Origin of the sequence: Streptomyces sp. NPDC058678 (genome assembly GCF_042714835.1) — a bacterium.
Taxonomy (GTDB): Bacteria; Actinomycetota; Actinomycetes; order Streptomycetales; family Streptomycetaceae; genus Streptomyces.
Window position 1 is genome coordinate 67,781 of record NZ_JBHXSG010000011.1, and the last position, 25,142, is coordinate 92,922.

The 25,142-nt window shown below is 70.6% G+C and carries 19 protein-coding genes, 1 other RNA gene and 2 pseudogenes; 7 read left to right on the forward strand and 15 right to left on the reverse strand.

What is annotated here, in order from left to right; translation table 11 throughout:
- Nucleotides 1–79 precede the first annotated feature (79 nt).
- From ACFWWR_RS13295 to ACFWWR_RS13320, 6 genes and pseudogenes are all read right to left on the reverse strand, one after another.
- The gene (locus tag ACFWWR_RS13295; RefSeq protein ID WP_384303368.1) at nt 80–3,418 is read right to left on the reverse strand and encodes a DUF3320 domain-containing protein; all 3,339 of its coding nucleotides are present in this window, start codon (nt 3,416–3,418) and stop codon (nt 80–82) included.
- 566 nt (nt 3,419–3,984) lie between these two features.
- Nucleotides 3,985–6,846, reverse strand: coding sequence for a DUF4011 domain-containing protein (locus ACFWWR_RS13300; protein ID WP_384303288.1), 2,862 nt, complete (start codon nt 6,844–6,846; stop codon nt 3,985–3,987).
- A 399-nt stretch (nt 6,847–7,245) separates the two neighbouring features.
- Nucleotides 7,246–7,649, reverse strand: an RNA gene (gene rnpB / locus ACFWWR_RS13305) — RNase P RNA component class A.
- 18 nt (nt 7,650–7,667) lie between these two features.
- Complete coding sequence (locus ACFWWR_RS13310) at nt 7,668–8,636, reverse strand: DMT family transporter (RefSeq protein WP_383875276.1); 969 nt, start codon at nt 8,634–8,636, stop codon at nt 7,668–7,670.
- A gap of 18 nt (nt 8,637–8,654) precedes the next feature.
- Entirely contained in the window at nt 8,655–9,476 is an 822-nt protein-coding gene (locus ACFWWR_RS13315) for an AraC family ligand binding domain-containing protein (protein WP_384303290.1), read from the reverse strand.
- Between the two features lie 47 nt (nt 9,477–9,523).
- Nucleotides 9,524–10,115 (reverse strand): annotated as a pseudogene (locus ACFWWR_RS13320) (Uma2 family endonuclease).
- Between the two features lie 112 nt (nt 10,116–10,227).
- Here ACFWWR_RS13320 and ACFWWR_RS13325 point away from each other — a divergent pair.
- Together ACFWWR_RS13325 and ACFWWR_RS13330 are read left to right on the forward strand one after the other, a co-directional pair.
- Nucleotides 10,228–10,980: a MerR family transcriptional regulator gene (locus tag ACFWWR_RS13325; protein ID WP_384303292.1), complete on the forward strand. Its 753-nt coding sequence runs from the start codon at nt 10,228–10,230 to the stop codon at nt 10,978–10,980.
- Nucleotides 10,977–11,654: a hypothetical protein gene (locus ACFWWR_RS13330; protein ID WP_384303294.1), complete on the forward strand. Its 678-nt coding sequence runs from the start codon at nt 10,977–10,979 to the stop codon at nt 11,652–11,654. The genes ACFWWR_RS13325 and ACFWWR_RS13330 overlap by 4 nt, the downstream gene beginning before the upstream one ends.
- On the opposite strand, the gene ACFWWR_RS13335 is transcribed toward ACFWWR_RS13330, so the two are convergent.
- Complete coding sequence (locus ACFWWR_RS13335; protein WP_384303296.1) at nt 11,620–13,044, reverse strand: RNB domain-containing ribonuclease; 1,425 nt, start codon at nt 13,042–13,044, stop codon at nt 11,620–11,622. The two genes, ACFWWR_RS13330 and ACFWWR_RS13335, sit on opposite strands and share 35 nt — an antisense overlap.
- A gap of 77 nt (nt 13,045–13,121) precedes the next feature.
- Here ACFWWR_RS13335 and yaaA point away from each other — a divergent pair, with 77 nt between their 5' ends.
- Both yaaA and eda read left to right on the forward strand, forming a co-directional pair.
- Nucleotides 13,122–13,907, forward strand: a complete 786-nt coding sequence (gene yaaA / locus ACFWWR_RS13340) for a peroxide stress protein YaaA (protein ID WP_384303298.1) — start codon at nt 13,122–13,124, stop codon at nt 13,905–13,907.
- Between the two features lie 123 nt (nt 13,908–14,030).
- The gene (gene eda, locus ACFWWR_RS13345; protein WP_384303300.1) at nt 14,031–14,672 is read left to right on the forward strand and encodes a bifunctional 4-hydroxy-2-oxoglutarate aldolase/2-dehydro-3-deoxy-phosphogluconate aldolase; all 642 of its coding nucleotides are present in this window, start codon (nt 14,031–14,033) and stop codon (nt 14,670–14,672) included.
- Here eda and ACFWWR_RS13350 read toward each other — a convergent pair.
- Genes ACFWWR_RS13350 through ACFWWR_RS13360 form a run of 3 tightly spaced genes read right to left on the reverse strand, consistent with a single transcriptional unit; the run spans nt 14,647 to nt 18,008 of the window.
- A complete protein-coding gene (locus ACFWWR_RS13350) occupies nt 14,647–16,362 on the reverse strand; it encodes a bifunctional RNase H/acid phosphatase (protein ID WP_384303302.1) in 1,716 nt (571 codons plus the stop codon). The genes eda and ACFWWR_RS13350 overlap by 26 nt on opposite strands.
- A gap of 39 nt (nt 16,363–16,401) precedes the next feature.
- Nucleotides 16,402–17,145: a zinc ribbon domain-containing protein gene (locus ACFWWR_RS13355; protein WP_383878093.1), complete on the reverse strand. Its 744-nt coding sequence runs from the start codon at nt 17,143–17,145 to the stop codon at nt 16,402–16,404.
- A complete protein-coding gene (locus ACFWWR_RS13360; RefSeq protein ID WP_383878079.1) occupies nt 17,142–18,008 on the reverse strand; it encodes a Nif3-like dinuclear metal center hexameric protein in 867 nt (288 codons plus the stop codon). Before ACFWWR_RS13360 ends, ACFWWR_RS13355 begins: the two co-directional genes overlap by 4 nt.
- A 187-nt stretch (nt 18,009–18,195) precedes the next feature.
- On the opposite strand from ACFWWR_RS13360, the gene ACFWWR_RS13365 reads away from it, so the two are divergent.
- Together ACFWWR_RS13365 and ACFWWR_RS13370 are read left to right on the forward strand one after the other, a co-directional pair.
- Nucleotides 18,196–19,440, forward strand: coding sequence for a hypothetical protein (locus ACFWWR_RS13365; protein WP_384303370.1), 1,245 nt, complete (start codon nt 18,196–18,198; stop codon nt 19,438–19,440).
- A gap of 95 nt (nt 19,441–19,535) precedes the next feature.
- Nucleotides 19,536–19,709 carry a hypothetical protein gene (locus ACFWWR_RS13370; protein WP_383878081.1) on the forward strand — a complete coding sequence of 58 codons (174 nt, stop codon included), beginning with the start codon at nt 19,536–19,538 and terminating at the stop codon, nt 19,707–19,709.
- Between the two features lie 113 nt (nt 19,710–19,822).
- Here the strand turns inward: ACFWWR_RS13370 and ACFWWR_RS13375 are convergent, their stop codons facing one another.
- From ACFWWR_RS13375 to ACFWWR_RS13385, 3 genes are all read right to left on the reverse strand, one after another.
- The gene (locus ACFWWR_RS13375; RefSeq protein WP_384303304.1) at nt 19,823–20,761 is read right to left on the reverse strand and encodes a 3-oxoacyl-ACP reductase; all 939 of its coding nucleotides are present in this window, start codon (nt 20,759–20,761) and stop codon (nt 19,823–19,825) included.
- A gap of 22 nt (nt 20,762–20,783) precedes the next feature.
- Nucleotides 20,784–21,860, reverse strand: a complete 1,077-nt coding sequence (locus ACFWWR_RS13380; protein WP_383878085.1) for a Zn-dependent alcohol dehydrogenase — start codon at nt 21,858–21,860, stop codon at nt 20,784–20,786.
- Between the two features lie 147 nt (nt 21,861–22,007).
- Nucleotides 22,008–22,865: a MaoC/PaaZ C-terminal domain-containing protein gene (locus ACFWWR_RS13385; RefSeq protein WP_383878087.1), complete on the reverse strand. Its 858-nt coding sequence runs from the start codon at nt 22,863–22,865 to the stop codon at nt 22,008–22,010.
- A 259-nt stretch (nt 22,866–23,124) separates the two neighbouring features.
- Here ACFWWR_RS13385 and ACFWWR_RS13390 point away from each other — a divergent pair, with 259 nt between their 5' ends.
- Nucleotides 23,125–23,334 carry a hypothetical protein gene (locus ACFWWR_RS13390; RefSeq protein WP_383878089.1) on the forward strand — a complete coding sequence of 70 codons (210 nt, stop codon included), beginning with the start codon at nt 23,125–23,127 and terminating at the stop codon, nt 23,332–23,334.
- Here ACFWWR_RS13390 and ACFWWR_RS13395 read toward each other — a convergent pair.
- A pseudogene (locus ACFWWR_RS13395) lies at nt 23,299–24,432 on the reverse strand (IS630 family transposase). The gene ACFWWR_RS13390 and the pseudogene ACFWWR_RS13395 overlap by 36 nt on opposite strands.
- 85 nt (nt 24,433–24,517) lie before the next feature.
- Nucleotides 24,518–25,066, reverse strand: coding sequence for an N-acetyltransferase (locus ACFWWR_RS13400; protein WP_326666631.1), 549 nt, complete (start codon nt 25,064–25,066; stop codon nt 24,518–24,520).
- Nucleotides 25,067–25,142 lie beyond the last annotated feature (76 nt).

Genomic DNA, 25,142 nt, shown 5'->3' on the forward strand with positions numbered 1-25,142 from the left:
GGGTGGAGCGGAAGCCCGTCGGGCCGCGTTGACTATGTGGTTCAGGGTACCTAGTGGTTCAGGGTACCTAAAGGAACAATCAGGAACCCTGCGCAGGCATCAGGCCGCCCTCCGACTCGATCAAGCGCCCCGCGGCGATCAACGCGTCGATGTCGCCCGTCAGCGCATCCCGGATATCGGCTCCGAGACGTGCCCACCCGAAGAAGCGAGCGGTCTCTCGCAGCAGATCCTCGCGGTGCACGCCCGGTCCTTCGTCGACCACGTTTCGGAGCACGAGTTGCCGCTCCGCCGCAGGAACCTCCGCCACTCGTCGAGCGCACCGCTCCGTCGGCGTGCGGGCGAACTCCGTCTCGTGGCCGGGCCTGTCGTAGGCCGTACCGACGTGCACGATCTTGCCCTGCTTGAGCAGACGACGAAGAGCTCGGTCGATGCGGTCGCGGACCACCTGGCCGGCACGTCCGAGGCCCCACGTGAGACGGACGCGGGTGTAGATCACTTCCTTCTCGACGGGCCCTTCCACCTCAACCACGCACAGCGCCACGTCCGCCACCACGTCGAGGGCCTCGGGGTCCTGCAACTCCACGCCCCACATACCCCGCTGGCGGCTCGACCTGTCACGTACCTCTGCCAACAGTTCAGGGGCGACCTCTTGGTAAGGGCGACTCCAAGGTGCAGGACCGGCGTCGACAGTCACGAATTCCACTCGTGGGGCTACCGGCCCATCGGTCACTTCTACAGCCTCTGCGCCCCCCGCGCCGAGCGGGCCGTCCACGACCGCCGCCGGACCGTCACTGCTGCCCGGGTCATCACCGCTGCCGTCCCCCCTCGCCGGAGGCGCCACGCGCACCGCATGCGGATCCTCAGCGCACGCCTCCTCCACCGCGGCCCGCAGCCGCGCCATCGCGTCCCGCCGGTTCCGATACCAGTCCGTACCCCAGATGCGGTGCAGCCTCCAACCCAGGTCGCGCAGGACCGCTTCCCTGAGCCGGTCACGGTCCCGAGCCGCCCGCGAGGAGTGGTACATCGCACCATCGCACTCGATGCCCAGGGCATACGTGCCGGGCGCGCCGGGGTGCCGTACGGCCATGTCGATGCGGAAACCGGCGACCCCTACCTGCGGCTGCACCTCGTACCCCCAGCCGCGCAGGACGTCGATGACCTCTTCTTCGAAGGGGCTCTCGGGAGCCGCGTCCGGGTCGGCGGCTTCGGTCTGGAGGATCGCAGGACCATGCTGGGCGTACTGCAGATACCGCTTGAGGTGCTGCACGCTCTTGTTGGTGCTGTCCGATAGATCGCCTCCGTGGAAGGAGGCGATGACTTCCATGCGGCGCCGGGCCCGGGTCACGGCCACGTTGAGGCGTCGCCAGCCGCCCTCCCGGTTGATGGGGCCGAACGTCGACAGCAGCTTGCCGCGGTGGTCGGGGCCGTAGCCGATGGAGAGGATGATGACGTCGCGTTCGTCGCCCTGGACGGTTTCGAGGTTCTTGATGAAGAAACCGTCGAGTCGGCCTTCCGTGAAGTGGTGGTCGAGATCGGGGCGGGCGACCCTTGCCTTCTGCACCGCCTCCTCGATCGCCTCTGCCTGGGACTTCGACAGCGCAACCACGCCAAGCGTGTGCTCGGGGCGGGTGTCGAAGTGGTGGATGACGCGCTGGGCCACCTTGGCGGCCTCGAGCGGGTTGTCGCTTCTCCCGCCGCGGTCGTAGACGCCGTCCGCCTTGATGAACTCCACCCCGATGTCCGGTCCCTGTTCCAGCGCGCCCGGGAACGTGACCATGGAGTTGTCGTAGAAGTCGTGGTTACTGAAAGCGATCAGATTTTCGTGCCGACTGCGGTAGTGCCAACGCAGGGGAAGCCCGCGCAGGACCCCGCTGGCCTTGCACATGTCGAGAATGGATTCGAAGCCGTCGGTGGCGTCGTCGTCCCACTCGTCGCCATCGTCGCTGTCGCCGGCCGCGGCGAAGAACGATGTCGGTGGCAGCTGCTTCTGGTCACCCGCCACGATGAGAGCCTTGCCCCGATAGACAGAGTTCACCGCGTCCTGGGGCAGTACCTGGGACGCCTCGTCGAAAACGACTACATCGAACTCGAAGTCCGGTGGCAAGAACTGGCTTACCGTCAGTGGGCTCATCATGAAGCAGGGCTTGACCAGCCGTATGACGTCGCGGGTCTGCTGCAGCAGGTGCCGTACGGGCATGTGGCGGCGTTGCTTCTCGGCCTCGCGGCGGATCACGGCGGCTTGGCCCACCGATGTCCGGCGAGGCCGGCGAGTGTTGCACGCGGCGATGACCTCGGCGTGCGCTGCCGCCACCAGGTCCTGGTCCGCCCTTCGGAAGCGCTCCACCAACTGATCGCGTTCCACCGCACGCATCGGCTTCAGCCTGGGGTCGGTGGTCAGCTGGTGCTCGACCCAAGCGGTGAGTACGGCACGCTCCATGGCGGCGGGGAAATCCTCCGCAGAGACCTCGCGGCGTGCGAGCTGATCGGGCAGCCCGTCGAGGTGGTAACTGCGCAACAGGGTCAGTGCGTCGGCGCAGCTGGTCCACGCCTCCGGCCCGAAGGGGTCGCTGTCGAGGCGGGACAGGAGGGACTGAGCCGCGGGGAGGGACTCGGCGAGCTCGCGTCGCATCTCCTCAGCCCGTCCAGGCTCGAAGTACTCGGTGAGGGCATCGCGCTGACCGCGCCAGTCGCCTGCGCGGTCAGCGACGGACGGGTCGGCCGACGCGGTCAGCATCAGCCGGGCCGCCGCCTCGGGCAGGGGCGCGGCGTGGCCGCCGTGTGCGGTACGACGGACCTTCTGGGCCCAGTCCAAGGCGTCCAGGATCGTCCCGCGGTCCGTCTCGGTGCCCTGGTACAGGGAGCCGAGCAGGCTTCGGTACGTGGCGTCGTTCTCCGCGAAGGAGGACTCGGCGGCGCGAGCAGAGACGACGGTGGCCACCGCTTCCCTGGCCCGGGACAGGGTGAGGCCGGTCGCCTCGTCCATGACTCGGGCGGCTGAGCGGATGAGATCAGCCGCGTCCTCGAAGGGCTTCACGTGCGCGCGAAGCCAGCTCACCGCTCGTTCGAGGGGGCGGGCGGCCAGCGCTGCGCCGACCGCCGCGACGGGGGGCTGACCCGTGTACTCCTGCCAGAGGTCGAGGTCGCGGCGGATCTGTTCCGTCTGCGTGAGCAGGTCGCGGGGTTGAGGCCGGCCGTCGGCCAGGACCTCGACGAGGCTCGCCCTGCGCGCTGGGTCCGTGAGCGTGTCGGATGCGAGGCGAGAGATCAGCTGGGCGGAGTCCAGAGCGGCTTGCAGAGCCTCCGTGTGCGAGCTCCCTTCGGGGACGTACCGGCCCAGGAACTCGCGCTGCGGCTGCGTGGCGTAGGGGCCCGGTTGCTGCCGCGTCAGGTCGAGGCCGCGGCGCAGAAGCTGGCCCATGGACTCGTAGCCCGTCACCCCGTTGGGCGCGGCGTCGTGCAGGTTGCCCACCTGTGTGTCGAGGCCCCGGTACCAGGGCCCGAGAAGGCTGCGGTCGGCTACGGCCCGAGCGGCGAACGCGGCGCTCTCCTGCTGTGCCGAGTGCGCGGATGCGACCGCCGTACGCGCGGAGGCAAGCGTGTGGGCGGAACCGGGTCCGTGGTCACGGCCCCCGACCGACGCGACAGTGGTCAACAGCGCGACGGCCTGTTGCAACGGGGCGAGGTGAGCGCGCAGCCAGCGAGCGTCGTCGCCGAGCGACTGCTTCGTGAGATCGGCCGCATGCGGTGCCAGCGACGCGCTGCTCAACTCCCTTCGCCACGCATCGAGATGGCTGCGCAACACCGCGCCCTGCTCGACGAGTGCGAGCTGCGGCTCTCGGCCGTCGGCCAGGTGAGTGGCGAGAAGACTCCGGCGGTAGGGGTCGGCAAGCGTTTCCGGTGCCAGGGCGTGGATGGCTTCGGCGTGCGCGAGTGCCTTGCGCAATGCCGGTACGTCGGGCAACGCCGTGCCTCGATAGCGGCCGATCAGTTCTGCATGGGTCGTGGCCAGCGACTGCAACTTCCGGTACGTGGCGCACCAGGCGTCGGCGAGCGGCAGTTTGTCGTACAGCTCGCCGCGCCACGAGCCACCGTGCGTGAGCCGGGCCACGAGCTTCCGGCGGTCCGGATGCCGCTGGACAGCATGCCCGCGAGTCCCTGGCGGCCCTCGAGGAGCCGGTGAACCGCTTCGGGCAGTTCGGGTGTCGAGACGACTTCGGGCAGGAAGGTGTCGCGCGCCGCCTCCTCCGCGGCAGACAGGTCGTCGGCAGCCGAGGAGATCTCCGCGATGGCTGCCCGGACGCCGGTTAGTGCCCGAGGGTCCAGCCATCCTTCGAGCGCGCGGTCCGGGGCTGTGGCCAGTTCCGCGAGTGTGGCCAGGTCCTCTGCTTGGGACGTCGCCTTCGGCCGGTCGCACCCGAGGCGCTCGGCCACCGAGTCGGCGTGCTCGGCGGCCCTCTCCAGGGTGTCGGCCAGTGTGCCGAACCGCTCGGCGAGCTCCGCAGCCTCGCGGCCGGTCAGCGACGCGATGTCAGCTCCCGGCGGATCCAGTGCGGCGAGCGCCTGCTCATTGGCCGGTCGTTCCGCGCTCAGTTCCGGGCGCAGTTCGGCCCACCCCGGGCCCGCGTGGTCCGTTGCGAGGGCGTGGGCGGAGAGTACCTGGTCGCGTCGAGCGAAGAAGTCGCTCAACGCATCGGCAACGCCCCGGACAGCCGCCTCTTCTGAACGCGCTGGGCCATCAGGATCCAACCACTGCTCGAGAGGACGGTGTTCGGTACCGGCCACGGCGATCACGTCACACAGATGACGCGCTTCGTCGGGGGTACTGGGGTGTGCGAGCCCGGAGAACTGGCTGACTCGGGTGAGGCTCTGCAGGGTCCGCTCCAGCACATCAGCGGTCGCATCGAACTCCCGGGCGAACTGTCGTGCTCGCTCCTCCGTGACTGCTGTGAGGTCGAGGCCTCTCGGCGCCATCGTGTGCAGCGCCCTCTCATCGTCGCCCAGTTCAGCCGTCAGCCTGGTGGACAGTTCCTGCCACCGCTCGCCCACCGCCGCTCGGACGACAGTGTTCGTACGCTGCACCTTGCGAAGTTCCGTCAGGAAAGCGTCGACCTGGTCATCCACCTCATCGGCGAAGGCATCGGTGGTCAGCCAGGCTTCCGGCACGGGACTCCGCACGTCGAGGAGCCGTAGGAGCAGGATCAGACGGTCGATTCCGCCCTGATCTGTGAGGAGTACTCCGTCGGAGGCGAGATCCCGGTACCGTTCGGCCGCCGTCGCGAGCGCGTCGCGCGCCGCCTGGGCCTGCTCCAGCACGGGGCGGGGATGCGACAGCCCGGCCCGCAGGTCGCGCCAGGGGAACGACGGGTCGGCGACAGCCTCCCAGGCATCGGAGATGGCTTTCGTCGCCTCGACGATCAGGCGCAGGTCCTCGCCGCTGAGCAGCTCGACGCGAAACGTCGCCTTTTCTGTGGTGCGGGGGTCGTCGCCACGGCTCAGGTAGGCCACTGGTGCCTCGGACAGCCGGCCGACCCGACCGATCACGTCATGCAGGGTCCGTCCCAGCGGTTCGCGGACTTCGTTCATCGCATCGGCATAGGCACTGAGCGCGAGGCGCAGTTCCCTGGCCTGGGCCAGGGTCTGCTGTGACAGCTGCGGTGCTCGCGGTTCCTCCGCGAGCACCCGTCCAAGCTCTTGGGCCACTGCTTTGCGGCTGGTGTTGTGGCTGTGGAGGGCAAGCGCATACGAGTCGAGTCCGACGGACTTCAGTCGGTCAAGAACGACGTCAAGGGCCGCCGCCTTCTCACTGACGAACAGGACGCTGCGGCCCGCGTGCATCAGACCAGCGATCATGTTTGTGATCGTCTGGCTCTTGCCGGTACCAGGTGGGCCATCGAGGACGAACGATCGCCCGGCCACAGCCGCGGCCACGGCCTGGCGCTGCGAGGCGTCGGCATCAAGCACCAGCGGGCTGTCCTCGGGCGGGCTGAGCTTGTCGATCCGGTCGAGCTCGATCTCCTCGAAGTCGAGACGGTCGGATGCGAGACCGGAGCCGGGGCCCAGAGCCATCGCCCGTACGAGGTCACTGCCGAGGACGCGGCCCTCGTTGTCGAGCAGGTCCTGGTACATCGACTCCTTGTGGGAGGCGAAGAGCGCGAGCACCACGCGGTCGGAGATCTGCCATCCGGCCTTGCCCACAACGGCGCGAGCCGCGGCGGAGAGCACCGCCTGCAGGTCCGATGGGTCCTGTTCGCCGACAGGCATCCAGTCGATACGGAATTGCTCCAGCTTCACCCTCAGGGCCGGGTTGAGGCGCGGTTCTTCGTCATCGCTCGCCCGCAGGCGGATCCTGCCGTTGCGCGCCCGCTCGATGACCACCGGCATCAGGATCAGGGGCGCGTCGCTGCCGGTCTCTGCCCCATCATCACGCCACCGGAGCATGCCTACGCCAAGGTTGAGGGTCCACAGGCCGTAGTCGTTGAAGACCTGTGTCGCTTTGGTGCGAAGGCTGTTCAACGCGCGCTGGAGGGAAGGCCCGGTGGTCTTCTGGGTGACGATTCCGTCGGTGCGGTCGCCCTTCTTCGTGAGGGCCACATCGCCGGATGACGTGCCCTCACCGGCCTCCGGTTCCTCGTCCGGGAGAGGCGCGAAGTCCCAGCCGCGTGCCAGGCCTTCGATGAGCTCCTGCGCGGACGGAGTCGAGATCTCCAGTGTCGCCGACTTGGTGTGGCGAAAATTGAGCAGCCGGTTGCGACCGCTCAGGTCCACCAGAGAGGTGCGCCAACTCTCGAGCATCGCCTTGAGGCGATCGAGTTCCTTGCTGCCCCCGAAGTCACCCGAGTTCGTCACGCTGGTCCCTGATGTCGTCGCTTCTGGGCCGACGGAGCACTGGCGTCGACGGCATCCCCCCGCGCAGCCGATGCAAAGCGCGGCCGCGGACGTCCGTACTGTCCTGGTGGCCGCACAAGTCCCGCTGATCCCCCTGTGATGCGGAATTCTACGGTCGGCTCACCAATGCGTGAAGCGTTAACTACAGAACGGCTGCTCAGCCGTCATGAAGGCTCGGCGGCCAGCAGCCACTTGTGGAGCAGCGAATGGGAAACGCCCAGACAGTCGCCCAGGTCCACGACCTTGTTGGTCCGCCCGTTCAACGCGGGCCTCTCTCGGGGTAACTGGGCGGCGTTCCACCAGCCAGGCGGCGGACCGCCGACCCGGCACCTCGGTTGGTTGTAAAGCCGCAAGCAATGGCAGACGAGTCGGGCTATACGCCGGGTTCTGTCGCCCAACCGCCTCGCGGCGACTGGGGAGACGGCCATCCATCTAGGGCCGGCGTTGCCGCCGGCCTCATGCGGTCTACCCGCGGACTCGGGCGGGCAGCCCTCGAACGTCCGCGCAGAGTGCGTTTTACCGCGCTCCTTTTGACCTTGCTCCGGGTGGGGTTTACCTAGCTGCCCAGGTCGCCCTGGGCACTGGTGGTCTCTTACACCACCGTTTCACCCTTACCCAGCGCCGGAGCGCTGGGCGGTTTGTTTTCTGTGGCACTTTCCCGCGGGTCACCCCGGGTGGCCGTTAGCCATCACCCTGCCCTGTGGAGCCCGGACGTTCCTCGGGAAGGCCCCTGGGGGTCTTCACGCGGCCGTCCGCCCGGCTCGTCTGCCGTGTCGACCATGTTACCGGGCGCGGGCCTCGCCTCTGTCCGGCCGGGGGTCCGGCCCGCGGCGGAGTCGCTGTGCGAGGCTGCGCCCCTCGGGGAGACCCGGCACCGGAGGTGTGGCCGCCCCCGGACCGGAGGCCGTCGCCAGCACCGAGCCAGCCAAGATCAGCGTGAACGCCGCCACGATGCCCGCCGTGAGCGGTTCGTCCAGGAAGATCGCGCCCGCTGCCACCGCCACCGCCGGGTTGACGTACGTGAACACCGTCGCCCTGGTCGGGCCGACCTCCTTGATCAGTTCCAGGAAGGCCACGAAGGCGACCGCCGTGCATATGACGCCCAGTGCCGCCAGTGCGGCCAGGACCTCGTTGGAGGGCAGCTCGGCGGGCCGGGTCAGTGCTGCCGCGGGGGCGTAGACCAGGGCCGCGAGGGTCAGGCAGGGGGCGATGAGCTGGAGGGTCGGGATGTTTTTCAGGTAGCGCGCTGCGATCAGGGGGGCCGTCGCGTAGCCGATCACCGTCACCAGCACCTCCGCCAGGGAGCGGGCGTCCCCGCCGGTCAGGTGCGGGATCGTGAGGACTCCTACGCCGGCCAGGCCCAGGCCGAGCCCGACGACGCGCCTCGCCCCCAGCCTCTCCGTGTCGCCGAAGAAGCGGGCCAACGCCACTCCCACGATCGGGACGCCGGCGATCAGCAGGCCCGCCGTGGAGCTGGACAGGTGGCGTTCCGCGTCGGTCAGGGTCCACCAGGGGCCGATGATCTCGATGCACGCGAAGGCCAGCATCGGGCGCCAGTGGGTTCGTACGGTGGCGGGCAGGCCGCCCTGTCGTATGGCGAAGGGCAGGAGCATCGCCGCGCCCAGCGCGCAGCGCGTGAACACCACCATCGACGGGGACAGCGGGGCGTCCACCGCTACCTTGATCAGCAGGTAGGGGATGCCCCAGACCACTCCCATCAGGGAGAACAGGAACCAGCCGCGTGCAGTCATGCGGCCATGTTCGCCACGTCAGCGGCGGCCGTCTTGAACGCTGTTGCGGTACACCGCCGGGGTGACCCCGACGACCCGCCGGAACCAACGGGTCAGGTGCGCCTGGTCGGCGAAGCCCACCAGGCTCGCGACCTCGGCCGGCTTCAGTCCGGACTCCAGTAGTCCGCGGGCCCGGTGTACCCGGTGCTGCGCCAGCCAGGCGTACGGGGGTATCCCCATCGTCGTACGGAAGGCTCGGAGGAGTTGGTAGCGGGACAGGCCCTGCTCGGCGGCGAGCAGGGCCAGGGAGGGGGGCTCCAGGAGGTCGTCGGCCAGGCGGTCCCGTACGGCGTGGGCGATGTGGGCGGCGCCCGGCACCGTGTCGCTCGTCGCGCGGGCCGTGGAGTGGCGGCGGGCGAGGGCCGTCAGCAGCCACGGGAGGCGGGACTCGGTCTCCAACGGGTCGGGGAAGGCGCTGAGTTCGGTGTGGGCGCGGCGGAGCGCGGTGGCTAGTTCGGGGTCATCGACGAGGGGCTCGCGGAAGTGCGGGAGGCCGACGCCGAGGGTGCCGTCGGTGAGGAGGGAGGGCTCGGGGTACAGGGCTCGGTAGGCGTAGCCCTCGGAGGCTGCGGGGCGGCCGGTGTGCATTTCGCCGGGGGCCAGTACGACGATCGAGCCCGGGCCGGGGCGGAGGTGGTCGCCCCGGTAGTCGATGACCTCGGAGCCGCCGACGCAGATGCCGATGCTGAACTGCTCGTGCGTGTGCGAGGCGTAGGCGTGGCGGTCGAAGTGGGCGGTGAGCAGGTCGAGCGGGGGGCCGCAGCGGCCTAGACGCGCCCTGGTCCACCGCGCCTGCTCCATGCGTCCTACCCCCTGGCCGTCGTCCTGAGGGTGGAACGCCAGAGGGCTCAGAGATAGTCCGACGTGTCCAGGTCGAAGGCGAAGGGGTCCGGGAGGGTGAGCGGCTTGGCGAAGGCGGCGGCGCGGATCTCCCGGTAGTCGCCCGACGCCGGGTCGCCGAACAGCGTGGTCCACGAGGCCTCGCGGTCGACCAGCAGGTAGAGGGGGATGCCACCGCGGGCGTACAGCGGCGCTTGGTCTCGCGGTCGGTCTGCGGACTCCGGCCGGTCTGAGGTCTCGGGGACATCACCTCCAGCACCATGGCGACTCCTTCACCAGGCATCCAGGGATCGGCTCCTCGGTACAGCTCCAGCTCCTTCGGGGCGAACGTGCCGTCCGGAATCACGTGATCCGGCGGGCAGCCGTCCACACTCGGCAATAGCAGGCCCTTGTTCGCCGAGAACTCCATGTCGGCTGGGGACCGTCGATACACCTGGCGCGCGGTCCGGCTGATGCAGTGCTCGTGGTGCCCGTCCGGCACCAGGGTCACGACGAGCTCCCCCTCGATGAGTCCGCTCGAAGGCCTTCGGGGGTGTCCAGGTCGACGAACCAGTCCAGCAGGAGCGTCCGTGTGATCGGATCCAGTGACATGGCATCCATGCAATGCCGGTTCGGTCGCTCACCGGAACGGAACTGCGGAAGATCGCCTGTACGAGAAAGTGCCGGCCCGCGTCCTTGACCCTGCCGCAGCGTCAGCGTTTGTACTGGGTCCATGCGGATCGGAGAACTCGCCGCCGCGGTCGGGGTCACGACGCGGACCGTGCGGCACTACCACCACCTCGGTCTGTTGCCGGAGCCCGAGCGGCTCGGCAATGGCTATCGGGACTACACGCTGCGGCATGCCGTCGTGCTCGCCCGGATCCGGCGGCTGACCGAGTTGGGGCTGGGGCTCGCGGAGGTGCGGGACGTGCTCGCCGAGGACGCCGGGAAGGATCTCGTCGAGGTGCTCAGTGAGCTCGACGAGGATCTCGCCCGGCAGGAGGCGGCGATCCGGGAACAGCGGGCCCGGCTGCGCGGGCTCATTCAGCAGGGCTCGCTGCCTGCTGAGGGGCCTGTCTCGCCCGAGCTCGCGGCACTGTTCAGTGCGGTGGGGCAGGTCTCCGACTCGCCCATGGCCGTCAAGGACCGCGAGATCCTCGCGCTTATCGACACCTCGGCGACTCCTGAGGTTCGGGAGCAGCTGATCGGGCTGGTGGGCAGCGTCTTCGCCAGCCCGGACGGGGCCGAGCGGGCCCGTGCCGCGTACGCGCTGCTCGACGCGCTCGCCGGGGCCGACCCGGACGACCCGCGTGTGGACGAGGCCGCCCGTGCCCTTGTCGAGTGCCTGCCCGCGGAACTGCTGCCCGAGGCGGACATCGACCACGACGGCAGTTTCCTGCGCGCCTTCTACGCCGACTTCGCGCCCGCGCAGGCCGAGGCCATCCGGCGGACGCTGCGGATCCTGACCGAGGGGGATGAAGGATGAGGACGGCTTACGTGCTCGTCCTGCACGAGGTGCGGATGCTCGCGAGTCTTGTGCTGTGGGCGGCGAGGAGGACTCACGGCATCGTCGACGGCGAGGGCGGGCGGGCCTTCGGGTACGCGCGTGGGCAGGGCGCGGTGATGTTCGGGTTCGCGTTCGTGTGTGTGGTCGAGACGCTGACGATGTCCGTGCTGCTGCGTGACTATCCGGCCGTGCATCGGGTGTGGCTCGCTCTGGACGTGTACACCCTCCTCTTCGTCGTCGGGCTGCACGCGTCGAACGTGGTCCGGCCGCATGTGCTCGCCCCCGGTTCGCTGCGGATACGCCGGGGCGTACACGTCGATCTGCGCATACCCCTGGAGAAGATCTCGGACGTACGCCGTGAGCTGCGAGCCAGCCATCAGCGCGCCGACGGGCAGCTCGACCTCGCCGTGGGCGCGCAGACCTCTGTCACGCTCGAACTCGTCGAGCCGGTCCCGCACTTGACCTTCCTCGGGCGGCGCCGGGGCATCCGCCTCGTGCGCTTCCACGCCGACGACGCCGACGGCCTCGTACGCGCGATCAGGCAGGCACGAAGCGCACCTTCGCCTGGGAGCCCTGGGAGTCCTGGGAGCTCCGGGAGCCCTGGGAGCCCTGGGCGCCCTAGGCGCCCGGCGGTTCCGGATCGGCCTGTGTGAGGCGTACCCGCAACCGTTCCCCCAGCGGCAGCGGGGCTCCGCCGCCCTCGATGCGGCCGATGATCGCCGGGGACTCCAACTGCACGGTTCCGATGGTGGGCCGGCGTTCGTCCACGTCCACCACCCACGCGTCGAACGTCTCCCCCACCTGGCCTTTGAGCAATGCCGCTTCGACGATGTCGAGGCAGCCGCGCTCGGCGGCCCCCGCGCGTCGGGTGCCGTCGGCCATCTCCTTGCGGAGGGGGTCGAGCGCGGTGAGTACCCAGTCGGGCGGGGCGTCACCGGCGGCGGCCGCCAGGCAGATCTCGGACGCGTAGCGGTCGACGAGGCGGCGGAGCGGGGCCGTGCAGTGGGCGTAGGGGGCCGCTACTGCGGCGTGCGTGGTGATGTCCGGCAGCGCACCGTCCCGGAAGGGCGTGTAGCCGGCGCCGCGCAGAAGGGTCGTGCACTCCTGGAGGAAGGCCGCGTGGTGCGGGCGGTGCGGGTTCAGGGAGCGGACCAGTTGGGCGTAGGAGACGTGGTGAGGCCAGTCGATGCGCAGGGCGTGCGCGGTACGGCGGAGGCGGCCGACGGCGCCGTCGGGGGCGGCGGGGAGGGTGCGGAGAATGCCTGTGCCGGTCGAGATCATCAGGTCCGCCGCCGCCATTCCGGTGAGCAGGGAGATCTGGGCATTCCAGCCGTCGGCGGGGAGCGGGGCGCGGTACGTCAGCTCGTACGTGTGGTCCCGGTCGACGATCTCCTGCTCGGGCACGTTGAGTGAGATGCCGCCGCGTTCGGCCTCCAACGCCTCCCTCCGCTCGCCGATCTCCTTGAGGAGCGTGAGCGGCTCCTCGGCGGTGCCGGAGTCGATCCGCTTCTGTACGGCCGCGTAGTCGAGCTTGGCCCGGCTGCGGACGAGGGCCCGGCGAACGTCGACGGTGAGCGTACGGCCGTCCGCGTCGAGGTCGATCGTCCACAGCACGGCCGGGCGGACCTGGTCCGGGAGGAGGCTGGCGGCGCCCTCGCTGAGCAGGACGGGGTGCAGGGGGATTTTCTCGTCGGGGAAGTAGAGCGTGGCCACCCGCCGGTGGGCCTCGGTGTCGAGCACCGAGCCGGGGACGACGAACGCGGCGACGTCGGCGATGGCGTACCGGACGCGGTAGCCGGTGCCCTGACGGGACAGGTGCATCGCCTGGTCCAGGTCGGTGGAGGCGGGCGGGTCGATGGTGAACAGGGGGAGGTCGGTGGCGTCGTACGAGGGGAGGGTGGGTGCCTTCGCCGACCGCTCGGCCTCGGCCAGCACCTCGGGTGGGAAGCTCTCGGGCACGCCGAGTTCGGTGCGCAGCGCGGTGAGGGCGGCCCGGAGGGGGGCTTCGGGGGCGCCGGACACGCGGATGTGGCGGCGGGGCATACAGCGAGCGTAGGGCGAAGGCCGCGAAGGGGCACGCCGTACGCTGTTGCGGAGCTCAACCGAAGGAGATCGATCCCGTGCTTGTCCTGCTGCCGCCCTCCGAAGGCAAGGCCTCCTCCGGCCGCGGCGCCCCGCTGAAGTTGGAGTCGCTGTCGCTGCCGGGGCTCACCGCCGCCCGTGAGGCCGTACTGGACGAGCTGGTGGAGCTGTGCGTCGGCGACGAGGGCAAGGCGCGCGAGGTGCTCGGGCTGAGCGAGGGGCTGCGGGGCGAGGTCGCCAAGAACGCGGAGTTGCGGACGGCGGGGGCGCGGCCGGCCGGGGAGATCTACACGGGTGTGCTGTACGACGCCCTCGGCCTGTCGTCCCTGGACGCCGCCGCGAAGAGGCGTGCCGGACGGTCGCTGCTCGTCTTCTCGGGACTGTGGGGCGCTGTCCGCGTGACCGACCGCATCCCCTCCTACCGCTGCTCGATGGGCGTCAAGCTGCCCGGGATCGGGGCGCTGGGCGCGCACTGGCGTACGGCCATGGCGTCGGCGCTTCCGGAGGTTGCCGGGGCCGGGCTGGTGCTGGACCTGCGGTCCTCGGCGTACGCGGCAGCGTGGAAGCCGAAGGGTGAGGTCGCCGGGCGGACGGCGACGGTACGGGTGCTGCACGCGCCGACCCGGAAGGTCGTCAGCCACTTCAACAAGGCGACGAAGGGGCGGATCGTCCGGAGTCTGCTGTCGGCCGGGATCGCGCCCAAGGATCCGGCGGAGCTGGTGACGGTGCTTCGGGACCTCGGGTACGAGGTGGAGGCCGAAGCTCCTGCGAAGGCGGGGGCGCAGGCTTGGGCGCTGGATGTGTTGGTGGACGAGGTTCACTGAGCTGCCCCACACCTATAGCTACAGATAACTGCAGAACCTATAACTACAGATGATTGCCAGACGGCTATTGCAGCATGCGCAACGGGCTTTGCGCATGCTGCACACCGCGGGCAGGATGACGCCATGGCCCCGTCGCTCCTGGACCTCTCCCCCGTCGTGCCCGTCGTCGTCATCGAGGACGCCTCCGACGCCGTACCGCTCGCGCGGGCGCTGGTCGCCGGGGGGCTGCCCGCGATCGAGGTGACGCTGCGGACGCCCGTCGCGCTCGACGCGATCCGGGCGATCGCCGGGGAGGTGACAGGGGCGGTGGTCGGCGCCGGCACGGTGCTGACTCCCGCGCAGGTGAGTCGGTCGGTGGCGGCGGGGGCACGTTTTCTGGTCAGCCCGGGCTGGACGGACGTACTGCTGGAGGCGATGCGGGCGTCCGGGGTGCCGTTCCTGCCGGGGGTGTCGACCACGTCCGAGGTCGTGGCGCTGTTGGAGCGCGGGGTGCGGGAGATGAAGTTCTTCCCGGCGCAGGCAGCGGGCGGGACGGCGTATCTGCGGTCGCTGGCGGGGCCGTTGCCGCAGGCGCGGTTCTGTCCGACGGGCGGGATCGGGATCGAGTCGGCGCCGGAGTACCTGTCCCTGCCCAACGTCGGCTGTGTCGGCGGGAGTTGGATGCTTCCGGCGGACGCGGTGGCGGCTCGGGACTGGGGTCGGATCGAGGAGCTGGCCCGCGCGGCGGCGGACCTCCGTGTCAGCGCAGGTGGGACGTGTCGTTGAGGAGCCGGACGCTGGCGTTGCCGTCCGAGTAGTACGCCACCGCCGACAGCGAGGCCGCCGACAGTTCCATGCGGAACAGGGACTCGGGCGGGGCGCCGAGGGCGAGTCGCACGAACGTCTTGATCGGCGTGACGTGAGTGACGAGCAGGACCGTGCGGCCCGCGTACGCCGCGACCAGCCTGTCCCGGGTGGCGGCGATCCGGATGGCGGTCGCCGCGAAGCTCTCGCCGCCGCCGGTGGGTTCGGCCTCCGGGTCGGCCAGCCACTTGTTCAGGTCGTCCGGGAAACGCTCGCGGACCTCGCCGAAGGTGAGGCCCTCCCAGGCGCCGAAGTCGGTCTCGCGAAGCCCGTCCTCGACGGTCACCTCAAGTCCGAGGCGGGCGGCGACGGCTGCGGCGGTCTCGCGGGTACGGGCGAGGGGCGAGGCGACGATGTCCTGGACGGTGCCGCGCCGGGCGAGCGCCGCGGCGACCCGCTCCGCCTGCTCCCGGCCGATGTCGGAGAGGGAGGGATCACTCCCACCACTCCCGGAGAACCGCTTCTGAGGCGTGAGCGGCGTCTCCCCGTGCCGGAGCAGCACGAACGTGGCAGGCGCCCCCATGTCGGCAGTACCCCACCCGGGCGAGGCCACGACCTGCGCGGCCCGCGCGTCCGCACCGGCCTTCCCGGCTCCGTCTCCGCCGGGTGACTCCGCCGCTCCGCGGCGAGAAGAAGACGCAGAAGACGCAGAAGACGCAGAGGACGCACCGGAAGGCAGATCAGCCCTCGACGACCCGGCAGCCACCGCATCCGGCCCCGCCTCGCCCCGCACATCGGCGTCTGCGTCGGCCTTCGCGGCTCCGCCGCCCAGAGACTCCGCCGCTCCGCGGCGGGAGGACGGGGCGTTGGACGAGGAAGCGGCGGCGAGGGGAGGAAGCTCGGCCGAAGATGACACGTCCGCCGCTGCCGTACCCCGGCCGTCGGCGTCGACACCGCCGCCGATGACCGCCGCACGACCGTCGGCCACCGCACCGCCGCCGGTTACCGCCCTTCGCCCGCCGGCCGTCACACCACCGCCGGTTACCGCCCATGGCCCGCCGGCCGTCACACCACCGCCAACGGCCCCTCGACCGCCCGCCATCGCGGCACGCGCACGCGCCGCGCCCGCAGTCGCGTCTCCGGGCGGCCCGGACGGCCCGGGCGGCTCAAGGACCGCCGGGCGCGCGGCGGCCGAGCGCCCGGCCGCATGCGCGTCAGCCGCGTCCAGCTCCGCCGTGGACGCCGACGCCACCCACCGCTCGCCCCGCTTGCCCGCGTCCATCGCCTCGTTGGCCAGCCGGTCCGCGTGCTTGTTCTGCTCGCGGGGGATCCACTCGTACGTCACCTGGGAAGCCGGAAGGATCCGCGCCGCCTCCGCCGCCAGTGGCTTCATGTCGGGGTGCTTGATCTTCCAGCGGCCCGACATCTGCTCGACGACGAGCTTGGAGTCCATGCGGACGTGGACCTTGGCCGTGGGGTCGAGTCCGTGCGCGGCGCGCAGTCCGGCCACCAGCCCCCGGTACTCGGCCACGTTGTTCGTGGTGACGCCGATGTACTCGGCCGCCTCGGCAAGGGTCTCCCCCGTCGCCGCGTCGATCACCACGGATCCGTAGCCCGCGGGCCCCGGGTTGCCCCGTGACCCGCCGTCGGCCTCGACGATGAACTCGCGCACCCGACACGCTCCTAGCGAAAGCGAAAACCGGAGTCCCGACTACAGACCGGACTCGGACGTGCGCACCAGGATGCGGCGGCAGTTCTCGCAGCGGACGACCGTGTCGGGGGCCGCCGCGCGGACCTCGTTGAAGTCGGTGATCGCGAGCTCCTGGCGGCAGCCCTGGCAGGTGCGCTGGTAGAGCTTGGCCGCGCCGACGCCGCCCTGCTGGGCGCGCAGCTTGTCGTAGAGCTTGAGCAGGTCCGCGGGGATCGTGCCGGCGATGACCTCGCGCTCCTTCGTCGCCGTCGCCGCCTCGCCGTCGAGGGACTCGAAGGCGGCGTCCCGGCGGGCCGTCGCGTCCTCGATCTTCGACTCGACGGAGGCGACCCGCTCGGTCAGCTCGGCGGCCCGCTCCTGCGCGGACTCGCGGCGCTCCATGATCTCGAGGACGACGTCCTCCAGGTCGCCCTGCCGCTTGGCGAGGGAGGCGATCTCGCGCTGGAGGTTCTCCAGGTCCTTGGGGGAGGTGGCCGCGCCGGAGTCCAGGCGCTGCTGGTCGCGGGCGGCGCGCTGGCGCACCTGGTCCACGTCCTGCTCGGCCTTGATCTGCTCGCGGGCGGTGTCGCTCTCCTCGGTCTGCGCGGCCACGAGGAGGTCGCGCAGCTGGGTCAGGTCCTTGGTCAGCGCCTCGATCTCGGCGTGCTCGGGCAGCGACCTGCGCTTGTGCGCGAGCTGCTGGAGACGGACGTCGAGGTCCTGGACGTCGAGAAGGCGGATCTGGTCGGCGGGCGCGGCGTTCAGTTGGGGGCTCCCAGGTTTTCAGTGGCGGTGACGGACGCCGCGTGGGCGGTCCAAGGGTCGGTGACCGTCTTGGAGACGTGGACGCGAAGGTCCCATCCGTTGCGGTCGGAGATCTCGTCGAGCTGGGTGGCGGCCAGCTCGCACCAGGGCCACTCGGTGGCCCAGTGCGCCGCGTCGAGCAGCGCGAGGGGACTGTGGGCGTGAACCGCGACGAACTCCGACGCCGGGTGGTGGCGCAGGTCCGCGGTGAGGAAGGCGTCGACGCCGGCCGAGCGGACGTCGTCGAACAGGCTGTCTCCCGAGCCGCCGCTCACGGCGACCGTGCGGACCACGGCCTCGGGGTCGCCCGCCACCCGGATGCCCTGCGCGGTGGCGGGCAGCCGTTCGGCGGCGCGGGCGGCGAGTTCGCGGACGGTCAGCGGGTGGTCGAGTTCGCAGATCCGGCCGAGGCCGCGGCGGCCGTCGGGGTCGGTGGGGTCCGGCACCAGGGGGCGGACGACGCGCAGGTCGAGCGCGCCGGCGAGGGCGTCGGAGACGCCCGGGTCCGCCTTGTCCGCGTTGGTGTGGGCGACGTGCAGCGCGATGTCGTTCTTGATCAGCGTGTGCACCACGCGGCCCTTGAAGGTGGAGGCCGCGACCGTCGTCGTACCGCGCAGGTAGAGGGGGTGGTGGGTGACCAGCAGGTCGGCGCCCAGCTTCACCGCCTCGTCGACGATCTCCTGGACCGGGTCGACGGCGAAGAGGACTCGCGTGACCTCCTGGTCGGGGTCGCCCACGACGGTGCCGACCGCGTCCCAGGACTCGGCCCGCGCGGCGGGCCACAGGTTCTCCAGCGCGGTGATGACTTCAGACAGACGGGGCACGAGGAAAGGCTACCTGGCTGTTCTCCGCCACTGAACCGTTGCCGCCGTCGGTCACCCCGCGCAGCACAGTCGCCCCGGGTTCCTCAGGCGAATCGTTCCTGGGCCACCCCTTTGTGTGAAGTGACTGCTCGCCGGTCCCCCGTCTGTGCGTACGAAAACTAGCTTCGTGGCCGGAGGTGACCAGACGATGACGGCCTGTGCGATCGAGCCTGCGGCGGAAGACGCGGATGGTGCCGCGCGGCCGGAGTGCGCCATCACGGCGGACGGTGCCTACGCCGCCCGCCTCACCCTGGACGGCGACTCCTGGTTCCCGGAGCGCTGGACGCTGGACGGCCCCGAGCCGTACGCGGTGCCGCTGCCCGGCAACCAGCCGGAGGAGCCCGGCACCGAGGTGCAGCCGATGGGCGACGGACGGGTCCTCATCCGGCGGCTCGCGGACGGACGGCACAACTTCTCGCTCCTCTACCCGACCGGCCCCGCCACCGGCGAGCTGCCGCTGGGCGCGGTCGAGTGCCCCGACGAGGGCACCCGGCTGCGGCTGCTGCCACCGGCGCCGGGTGGCGAGAAGGCGTACGCCGTCGCCGTGGGCCGGCGCTCCAGCGCGGTGTGGCTGGTGGCGGGCGGTGCCTTCGGGCCGGAGCACCTCGCCGAGATCCCGGGGCGCTGCTCGGGCGGGGCGTGGCTCGACCACGCCGGGCGGATGCTGGCCCTCGACCGGGAGGTCGGCGGCCGTACGAAGGCCGTCGTGGTCGACCTGGAGCGCGGCGGCGAGGTCTCGCCGCTGCTCCAGATCGCGGCGGACAGCGACGACCGGCTGCTGCTCGCCGACCCGGACAGCGGGCTGCTGCTGATCCGCTCGGACGCGCCGTCGCCGGGACACGACCGGCTGGGCTGGGGGGTCCTCGGCAGCACCCTGCCGGTGCGCTTCCCGGAGTGCCTGCGGGTGCCGAACTGCACGGTCACGCCCTTCGCCATCCAGCCCGGGCAGGTGCTGACGCCGGAGAGCTGCGCGGTGGCGTTGCGGGTCGACGGCCCGGTCGGCAGCTGGGTCGGGGTGTGGCGGCCCGCGCAGCGCCGGATGCACCATCTCCCGCCGCCCCAGGGGTGGCTGGCGGGCGCGGGCCTCTGGACCGGGGACGGGGTGCTCCACCTGCCGTACGCGACGGCCGAGACGCCGTGCGGGGTGGCGCGGGTGGCGGCACCTTCGGGGGAAGCGGGGGCGACGGGGGAAGCGGGGAGGGCGGGGGACGCGGGGGAAGCGGGGGGCGCGGGGGCGGAGGGTCCGGTTTGGGACGGTACGGCTTCGCGGGCGGCGGCGGAGGACTCCTCCGCGGCGTCCGGCGAGCCGCCGGAACCGGACCCTCCGGGCCCCGTCGCGCTACGTCCTGTGCCGCTTCAGGAAGCACCGTTGGGGCGTCTTGTAACGAAGTAGTGGCGGTTGGCGTGGCCGCCTGGATCGGGGGTGTGGGCCGCCGGTTAAACTCGCCCGGCTGTTTGAAAGATCATGTTGACGGGGTGAGTTTTCCGATGAGTGACGCCAGCACGAACCAGCACACTGCCGACGTCCAGGAGTCCACCGGCCACGGCCGGCACCGGGGTCCGGTTTCGGTGCAGCACGACGGCGAGGCGACCGCCCAGGCGGCCCCCCGCGGCCGTCACCGCAGGCCGGTCGAGCAGACGCAGACCGAGTACGCGGCCTGACGAAGCCTCAGGCACTCGGCTTCTTTTCGACAGTCCCCGGCATCAATGGATGCCGGGGACTGTCGCGTCGGGCCTGAACCGCTGCCGGACCGCTGAACACGGCACGCCCAGCGTCAGGAGCGTCGCAGCCCCAGCACTTCCGCCGCCGCGAAGGTCTCCCCCTGCGGCCGCTGCGCGTAGTGCGGGGTGAGCAGCGCGTCCAGCTCGTCGTAGGTGAACGTGTCCTGCTTGCTGTCGAACTTGGCCTGTACGCGCGGCCGTTCGACGATCGCCACCATGCCGCCGTGTACGACGATCAGCTGGCCGTTGACGCGTGCTGCGGCGGGTGAGGCCAGGTAGCCGACGAGCGGGGCGACATGCTCGGGGGCGAGGGGGTCCAGTCCGTCGGCGGGTTGCTCGAACCCGGCGAAGACGTCCTCGGTCATCCGGGTGCGGGCGCGCGGGCAGATGGCGTTGGCGGTCACGCCGTACTTGGCGAGCGCAAGGGCCGTCGAGGTGGTGAGCCCGACGATTCCTCCCTTCGCCGCCGCGTAGTTGGGCTGGCCGACTGATCCCGCGAGGAACGCCTCCGAGGAGGTGTTCACGATCCGCCCGTACACCGGCCCGTCGGCCGCCTTGGACCGCTCGCGCCAGTGTGCGGCCGCGAAGTGGGTGGTGTTGAAGTGGCCTTTGAGGTGGACGCGGATCACCGCGTCCCACTCCTCCTCGGTCATGGAGAACACCATGCGGTCGCGCAGGATGCCCGCGTTGTTGACCAGGATGTCCAGCTTGCCGAACTCGGCGACCGCCAACGCGACCAGCTCGTCCGCCTGTGAGAAGTCGGCGATGTCCCCGGTGTGGGCGAGGGCCTTTCCGCCGGCCGTACGGATCTCGGCGGCGACCTGTTCGGCGGGAGCGGCTGAGGCTTCGCCCGAGCCGTCCCGGCCCGGCTGCCCGAAGTCGTTGACGACGACGGCCGCGCCGAGCCGGGCCAGTTCCAGCGCCTCGGCCCGGCCGAGGCCGCGGCCCGCGCCGGTGACGATCGCGGAGAGCCCTTCGAGTGGCAGTGACATACCGACCCCCTCGGATCTCGGTTCAGATCTCGATGCAGGTGCGCAGTGCCGTCCCCGTCCGCATCTGGTCGAGCGCCTCGTTGATCTCGCTCAGTGGCACCCGGTGGGTGATCAGGCCGTCCAGGTCGACGCGGCCGGCCCGCCACAGGGCGATGGTCCGCTCGTAGGAGCGCAGGACGTCCCCGCCGCCGTACATGGACGGCAGGATCCGCTTCTCGTCGAAGAACAGCTCGAACATGTTGAGCTGGAGGAAGTCGTCCATGGCGCCCGCGCCGACGACGACCAGGGTGCCGCCGCGCCGCGTGGTGTCGTACGCCGTGCGGGCGGTGGCGGACCGGCCGACGACCTCGAAGACGTAGTCGAAGCCCTCACCGCCGGTGACCTGCTGCTTGGCGTCGGCCAGTTCGTCGGGCGAGACGGCCTTGGTGGCGCCGAACCTGAGCGCGGACTCGCGGCGCGAGGCGACCGGGTCGACCGCGACGATCTCGGCGGCGCCCTTGAGGCGTGCGCCCTGGATCGCGGAGATGCCGACACCGCCGCAGCCGATGACGGCGACCGACGAACCGGCCTCCACGTCCGCGGTGTTGAGCGCGGCACCCAGCCCCGTGGTCACCCCGCAGCCGATGAGTGCGGCGATGTCGAAGGGCACGTCGTCGGGTATCGGCACCGCGCAGCCTGCGTCGACCACGACCTCCTCGGTGAAGGTGCCGGTGCCGGCGAAGCCGAAGACGTCACCGCCGGGGCGCCTGAAGTTGGGGGTGCCCGCGTTCATGAACCCGGCCAGGCACAGCTGGGTCTGGCCGCGCTTGCAGGCGGGACACACACCGCAGGCGGGCAGCCAGCAGACGACGACCCGGTCGCCGGGCTTCAGGTGGCTGACGCCCTCCCCCACTTCGAGGATCTCCCCGGCGCCCTCGTGACCGGGCACGAACGGCGCCGGCTGCGGCAGTACGCCGCCCATCGCGGACAGGTCCGAGTGGCACAGCCCGGTGGCCCGCACCCGGATCCTCGCCTTGCCGGGACCGAAGCCCACCGCCTCGACGTCGTCGAGGACCTCCAGCTTGTCCTGGCCGATCTCGTGCAGTACGGCTGCGCGCATGGTGCGGCTCCCCTCGAGAGGCTCGGTGGCTCGGTGGCTCGATGGCTCGGCGGTCGGTGGCTCGATGGCTCGGTGGCTCGGCGGTCGGTGGCTCGGCGGCTCGATGGCTCGGCGGTCGGTGGCTCGGCGGCTCGGTGGCTCGGTGGCTCAGGAGTGTTCGACGACGGTGTCGGCGAGGACCGGGGTGTCGTCCCGCTCGACCGCGTTCACGGCCACCCGCACGACGCCTTCCTGACGCCACATGCGCACGCGCAGTGTCTCGCCCGGATACACCACCCCGGCGAACCGGGTGGCGTACCCGCGCACCCGGGTCACGTCCCCGCCGAGCATCGTGTCGACGACCGCCTTGAGCGTGATGCCGTACGTGCACAGCCCGTGCAGGATGGGCCGCTCGAACCCGGCGACCTTGGCGAACTCCGGGTCGGCGTGCAGCGGGTTCCGGTCGCCGGAGAGGCGGTAGAGCAGGGCCTGGTCCTCGCGGACCGGCCGTTCGACGATCCGGTCGGGCTCGCCGACGGGTGGGTCGAGACGGGCGGAGGGGCCGCGGTCGCCGCCCCAGCCGCCTTCTCCGCGGACGAAGATCTGGGCGTCGTTGGTCCACAGCGGGCCGTCGGTGTCGGCGACCTCGGTGCGCATCACGAGGACGGCCGCCTTCCCCTTGTCGTACACGCCGGCGATGCGGGAGGTCGCGGTGGCCGTGCCCTCGACCGGCAGGGGGCGGTGGATCTCCAGGCTCTGGCCGCCGTGCAGGACGCGGGCCAGGTCGACGTCGACGCCGGGCATGGACAGACCGCTGATCACCCCGGGCGAGCCGGCGCCCGCGACAGTGGCGAAGCTCGGCAGGACGTGCAGCCGGGACTCCAGGGTGTAGCGCAGCTCGTCGGGGTCGGTGGCGGGGATGCCCGCGCCGATGCCCAGGTGGTAGAGCTGGACGTCCTTCGCGGTCCAGGCGATCTCGCCGGAGCGGGGCTCGGCGGCCAGGGCCTTGGCTGCGTCGATGGGCATGGGGCTCCCTGCTCCTGAGGGCTCAGAGACCTCGGTACGGTCGTCCGCACCGTCGGCCGCACCGAGGTCGACACGGGGCCGACCTAGAACGCGTTCCAGTCCGGCGACCCCTGTATAGCCCAGCGCTCCGCAGTTGTGAAGGCTCCTGACGGAGTGTCAGGTCAGTGGTTGGTGGAAGAGCATCCCGTGACATTTGTCCTGCCTCGGTCCGTACAAGCGCATCTGCCGGGCGGGCGGGCGAGTGCGTAGCGTCGTGGTCATGCCTGAGAACAAGGTCCGACTCAAGGTGGGGTGCAAGGCCGCCCGGAAGGCCGGCCCGGTCTCCGAGCACCGCGGCCCGGCGCCCAGCGGCTTCAGCCTGCTGCCCTGGCTGCTGATGGGGATGGGTTCCCTCTCCAACCTCTTCCAGGGCGAGACCGTTCCTAGTGCCGCATCAGGCAACGTTTGCCCTGTCGACCACTTCACGTAGCCGTTCGTCGGCGGCGTGCTTGTTCCGCCAGATGATGTAGCGGCGGATCATGCTGCCCTGCTCTTTGTGGCTGGCGTGGTCCGTGCCGTCCAGGGCGAAGTAGCGCAGGGCGGTGAACTGGGCCTCGATGCGGTTCAGCTAGGAACTGTTGGTCGGCGTGTAGGCGAACTCGACGTTGTTGGCTGCGGCCCAGTCGCCGACCCGGGAGTCCTTCTTCGTGGTCAGGTGCGGGGAGAAGTTGTCGAGCACGATCGCGATCCGGATGTCCGACGGGTAGAGGCTGCGCAGGTAGCGGCAGAACTGAAGGAGCCTCGCCCGGTTCTTCTTCGGCTTGATGTGGCCGTAGAGCTTGTCCTGGGCCAGGTCGTAGGCGGCGAACAGGTGCCGGACCCCGTGCGGGCGGGTGTAGGTCGCCCGGCGACGGGGTCTCGGCTCCCGGTCGGGGTCCTTGTGCCGTCCGCCGCGCTCGGCCCACTGTCGTCCGGGATGGGGCTGGAGGTTGAGCGGGCCGAACTCGTCCAGGCAGAAGATAACTTCCGGTTCGCCGTCCTCGGGTATGACCTCGCCGTCGGCGATCGCGTAGAGGTGCTCGACGCGGGCCTTCTTGGCGGCATAGTCCGGATCGCGGGAGGTCTTCCAGGTCTTTAGGCGTTGAAAGGACACGCCCTCCTCGCGGAGCAGGACCCGCAGGCCCTCGTGGCTGATGTCGTCGACCACCCCCTCGGCGACCAGGAAGTCGGCCAGCTTGGCCAGGCTCCAGGTCGAAAACGGCAGGCCGCGCTCGGCAGGCTTGGACTTGGCGATCTTCTTGATGTCGCGCCGCTCGGGCAGGGTGAACGTCCTGGGCCGGCCGCCCTTGTACTTCGGGTAGAGCGCCTCGAAGCCGTCAGCGTTGAAGTTGTGGATCACGTCCCGAACCCGGTCCGCGCTGGTGAACGTCACCTCGGCGATCTTCGCCACGTGCATGCCCTGCGCGGACAGCAGCACCATCTGCGCCCGCCGCCAGGTCACCACCGACCCGGTGCCTCTGCGGATGATCCGCAGCAGGCGCCGCCCCTGGTCATCATCGATATCGCGGACGCGTACTCGTTCTGCCACCCGCACAGCCTGGCGACACCGCGCCGTCCGGACCAGCATCCAAACGGCGCGTCACGTCACAACACGGGTATCGGCGCTCGCGTCACTATGCGTTGGGGTCACGCAGGCCGACTGCATCATGACGCCAGAACGGCTCTGCATAGACCAGTGTCCCCGTCATCCATGGCTCATGCTCCGGGAACCTGATGACCTGAAAGGCACCGTCCGGGATACGCAGGGATGGCTTTCGAAAGCCCAGGCCACCACCGGGCGCGAAGCCGAAACGCGAGTAATAGCCCGGATCACCCTCCAGGAAGACGAGGGGAACAGCCCGCTCGGCGAGGACCCCCAGTCCGTGTCGGACCAGGGCCGAGCCGATACCCCGCTTATGGAGGTCAGGCATCACTGCCAGCGGACTGAGGACTTGCACGTCAACCAGCCGGCGAGGGGCATCGAGAAGACTGCGGGTGAACATGACATGCCCGACGACCTGCCCGTCGTGCTCGGCGACCAGCGAGAGACCGTCCTCGGGTGTGATGGTCTCCCGCAGGGTATCGACCAGGTCGGCCACGACAAGGCCATGGTCACCGAAAGCCTGCAGGTGAACATCCCGCACGGCCTGTCTGTCACTCGGAAGTTCTTCGCGAAGATCCATGCCCGGAGGGTAAAGGCCCCTCCGGATAGTTTGCACACGGTTTTGGAGCCGGAAGGACCCGCGGCCAGTGACCGCT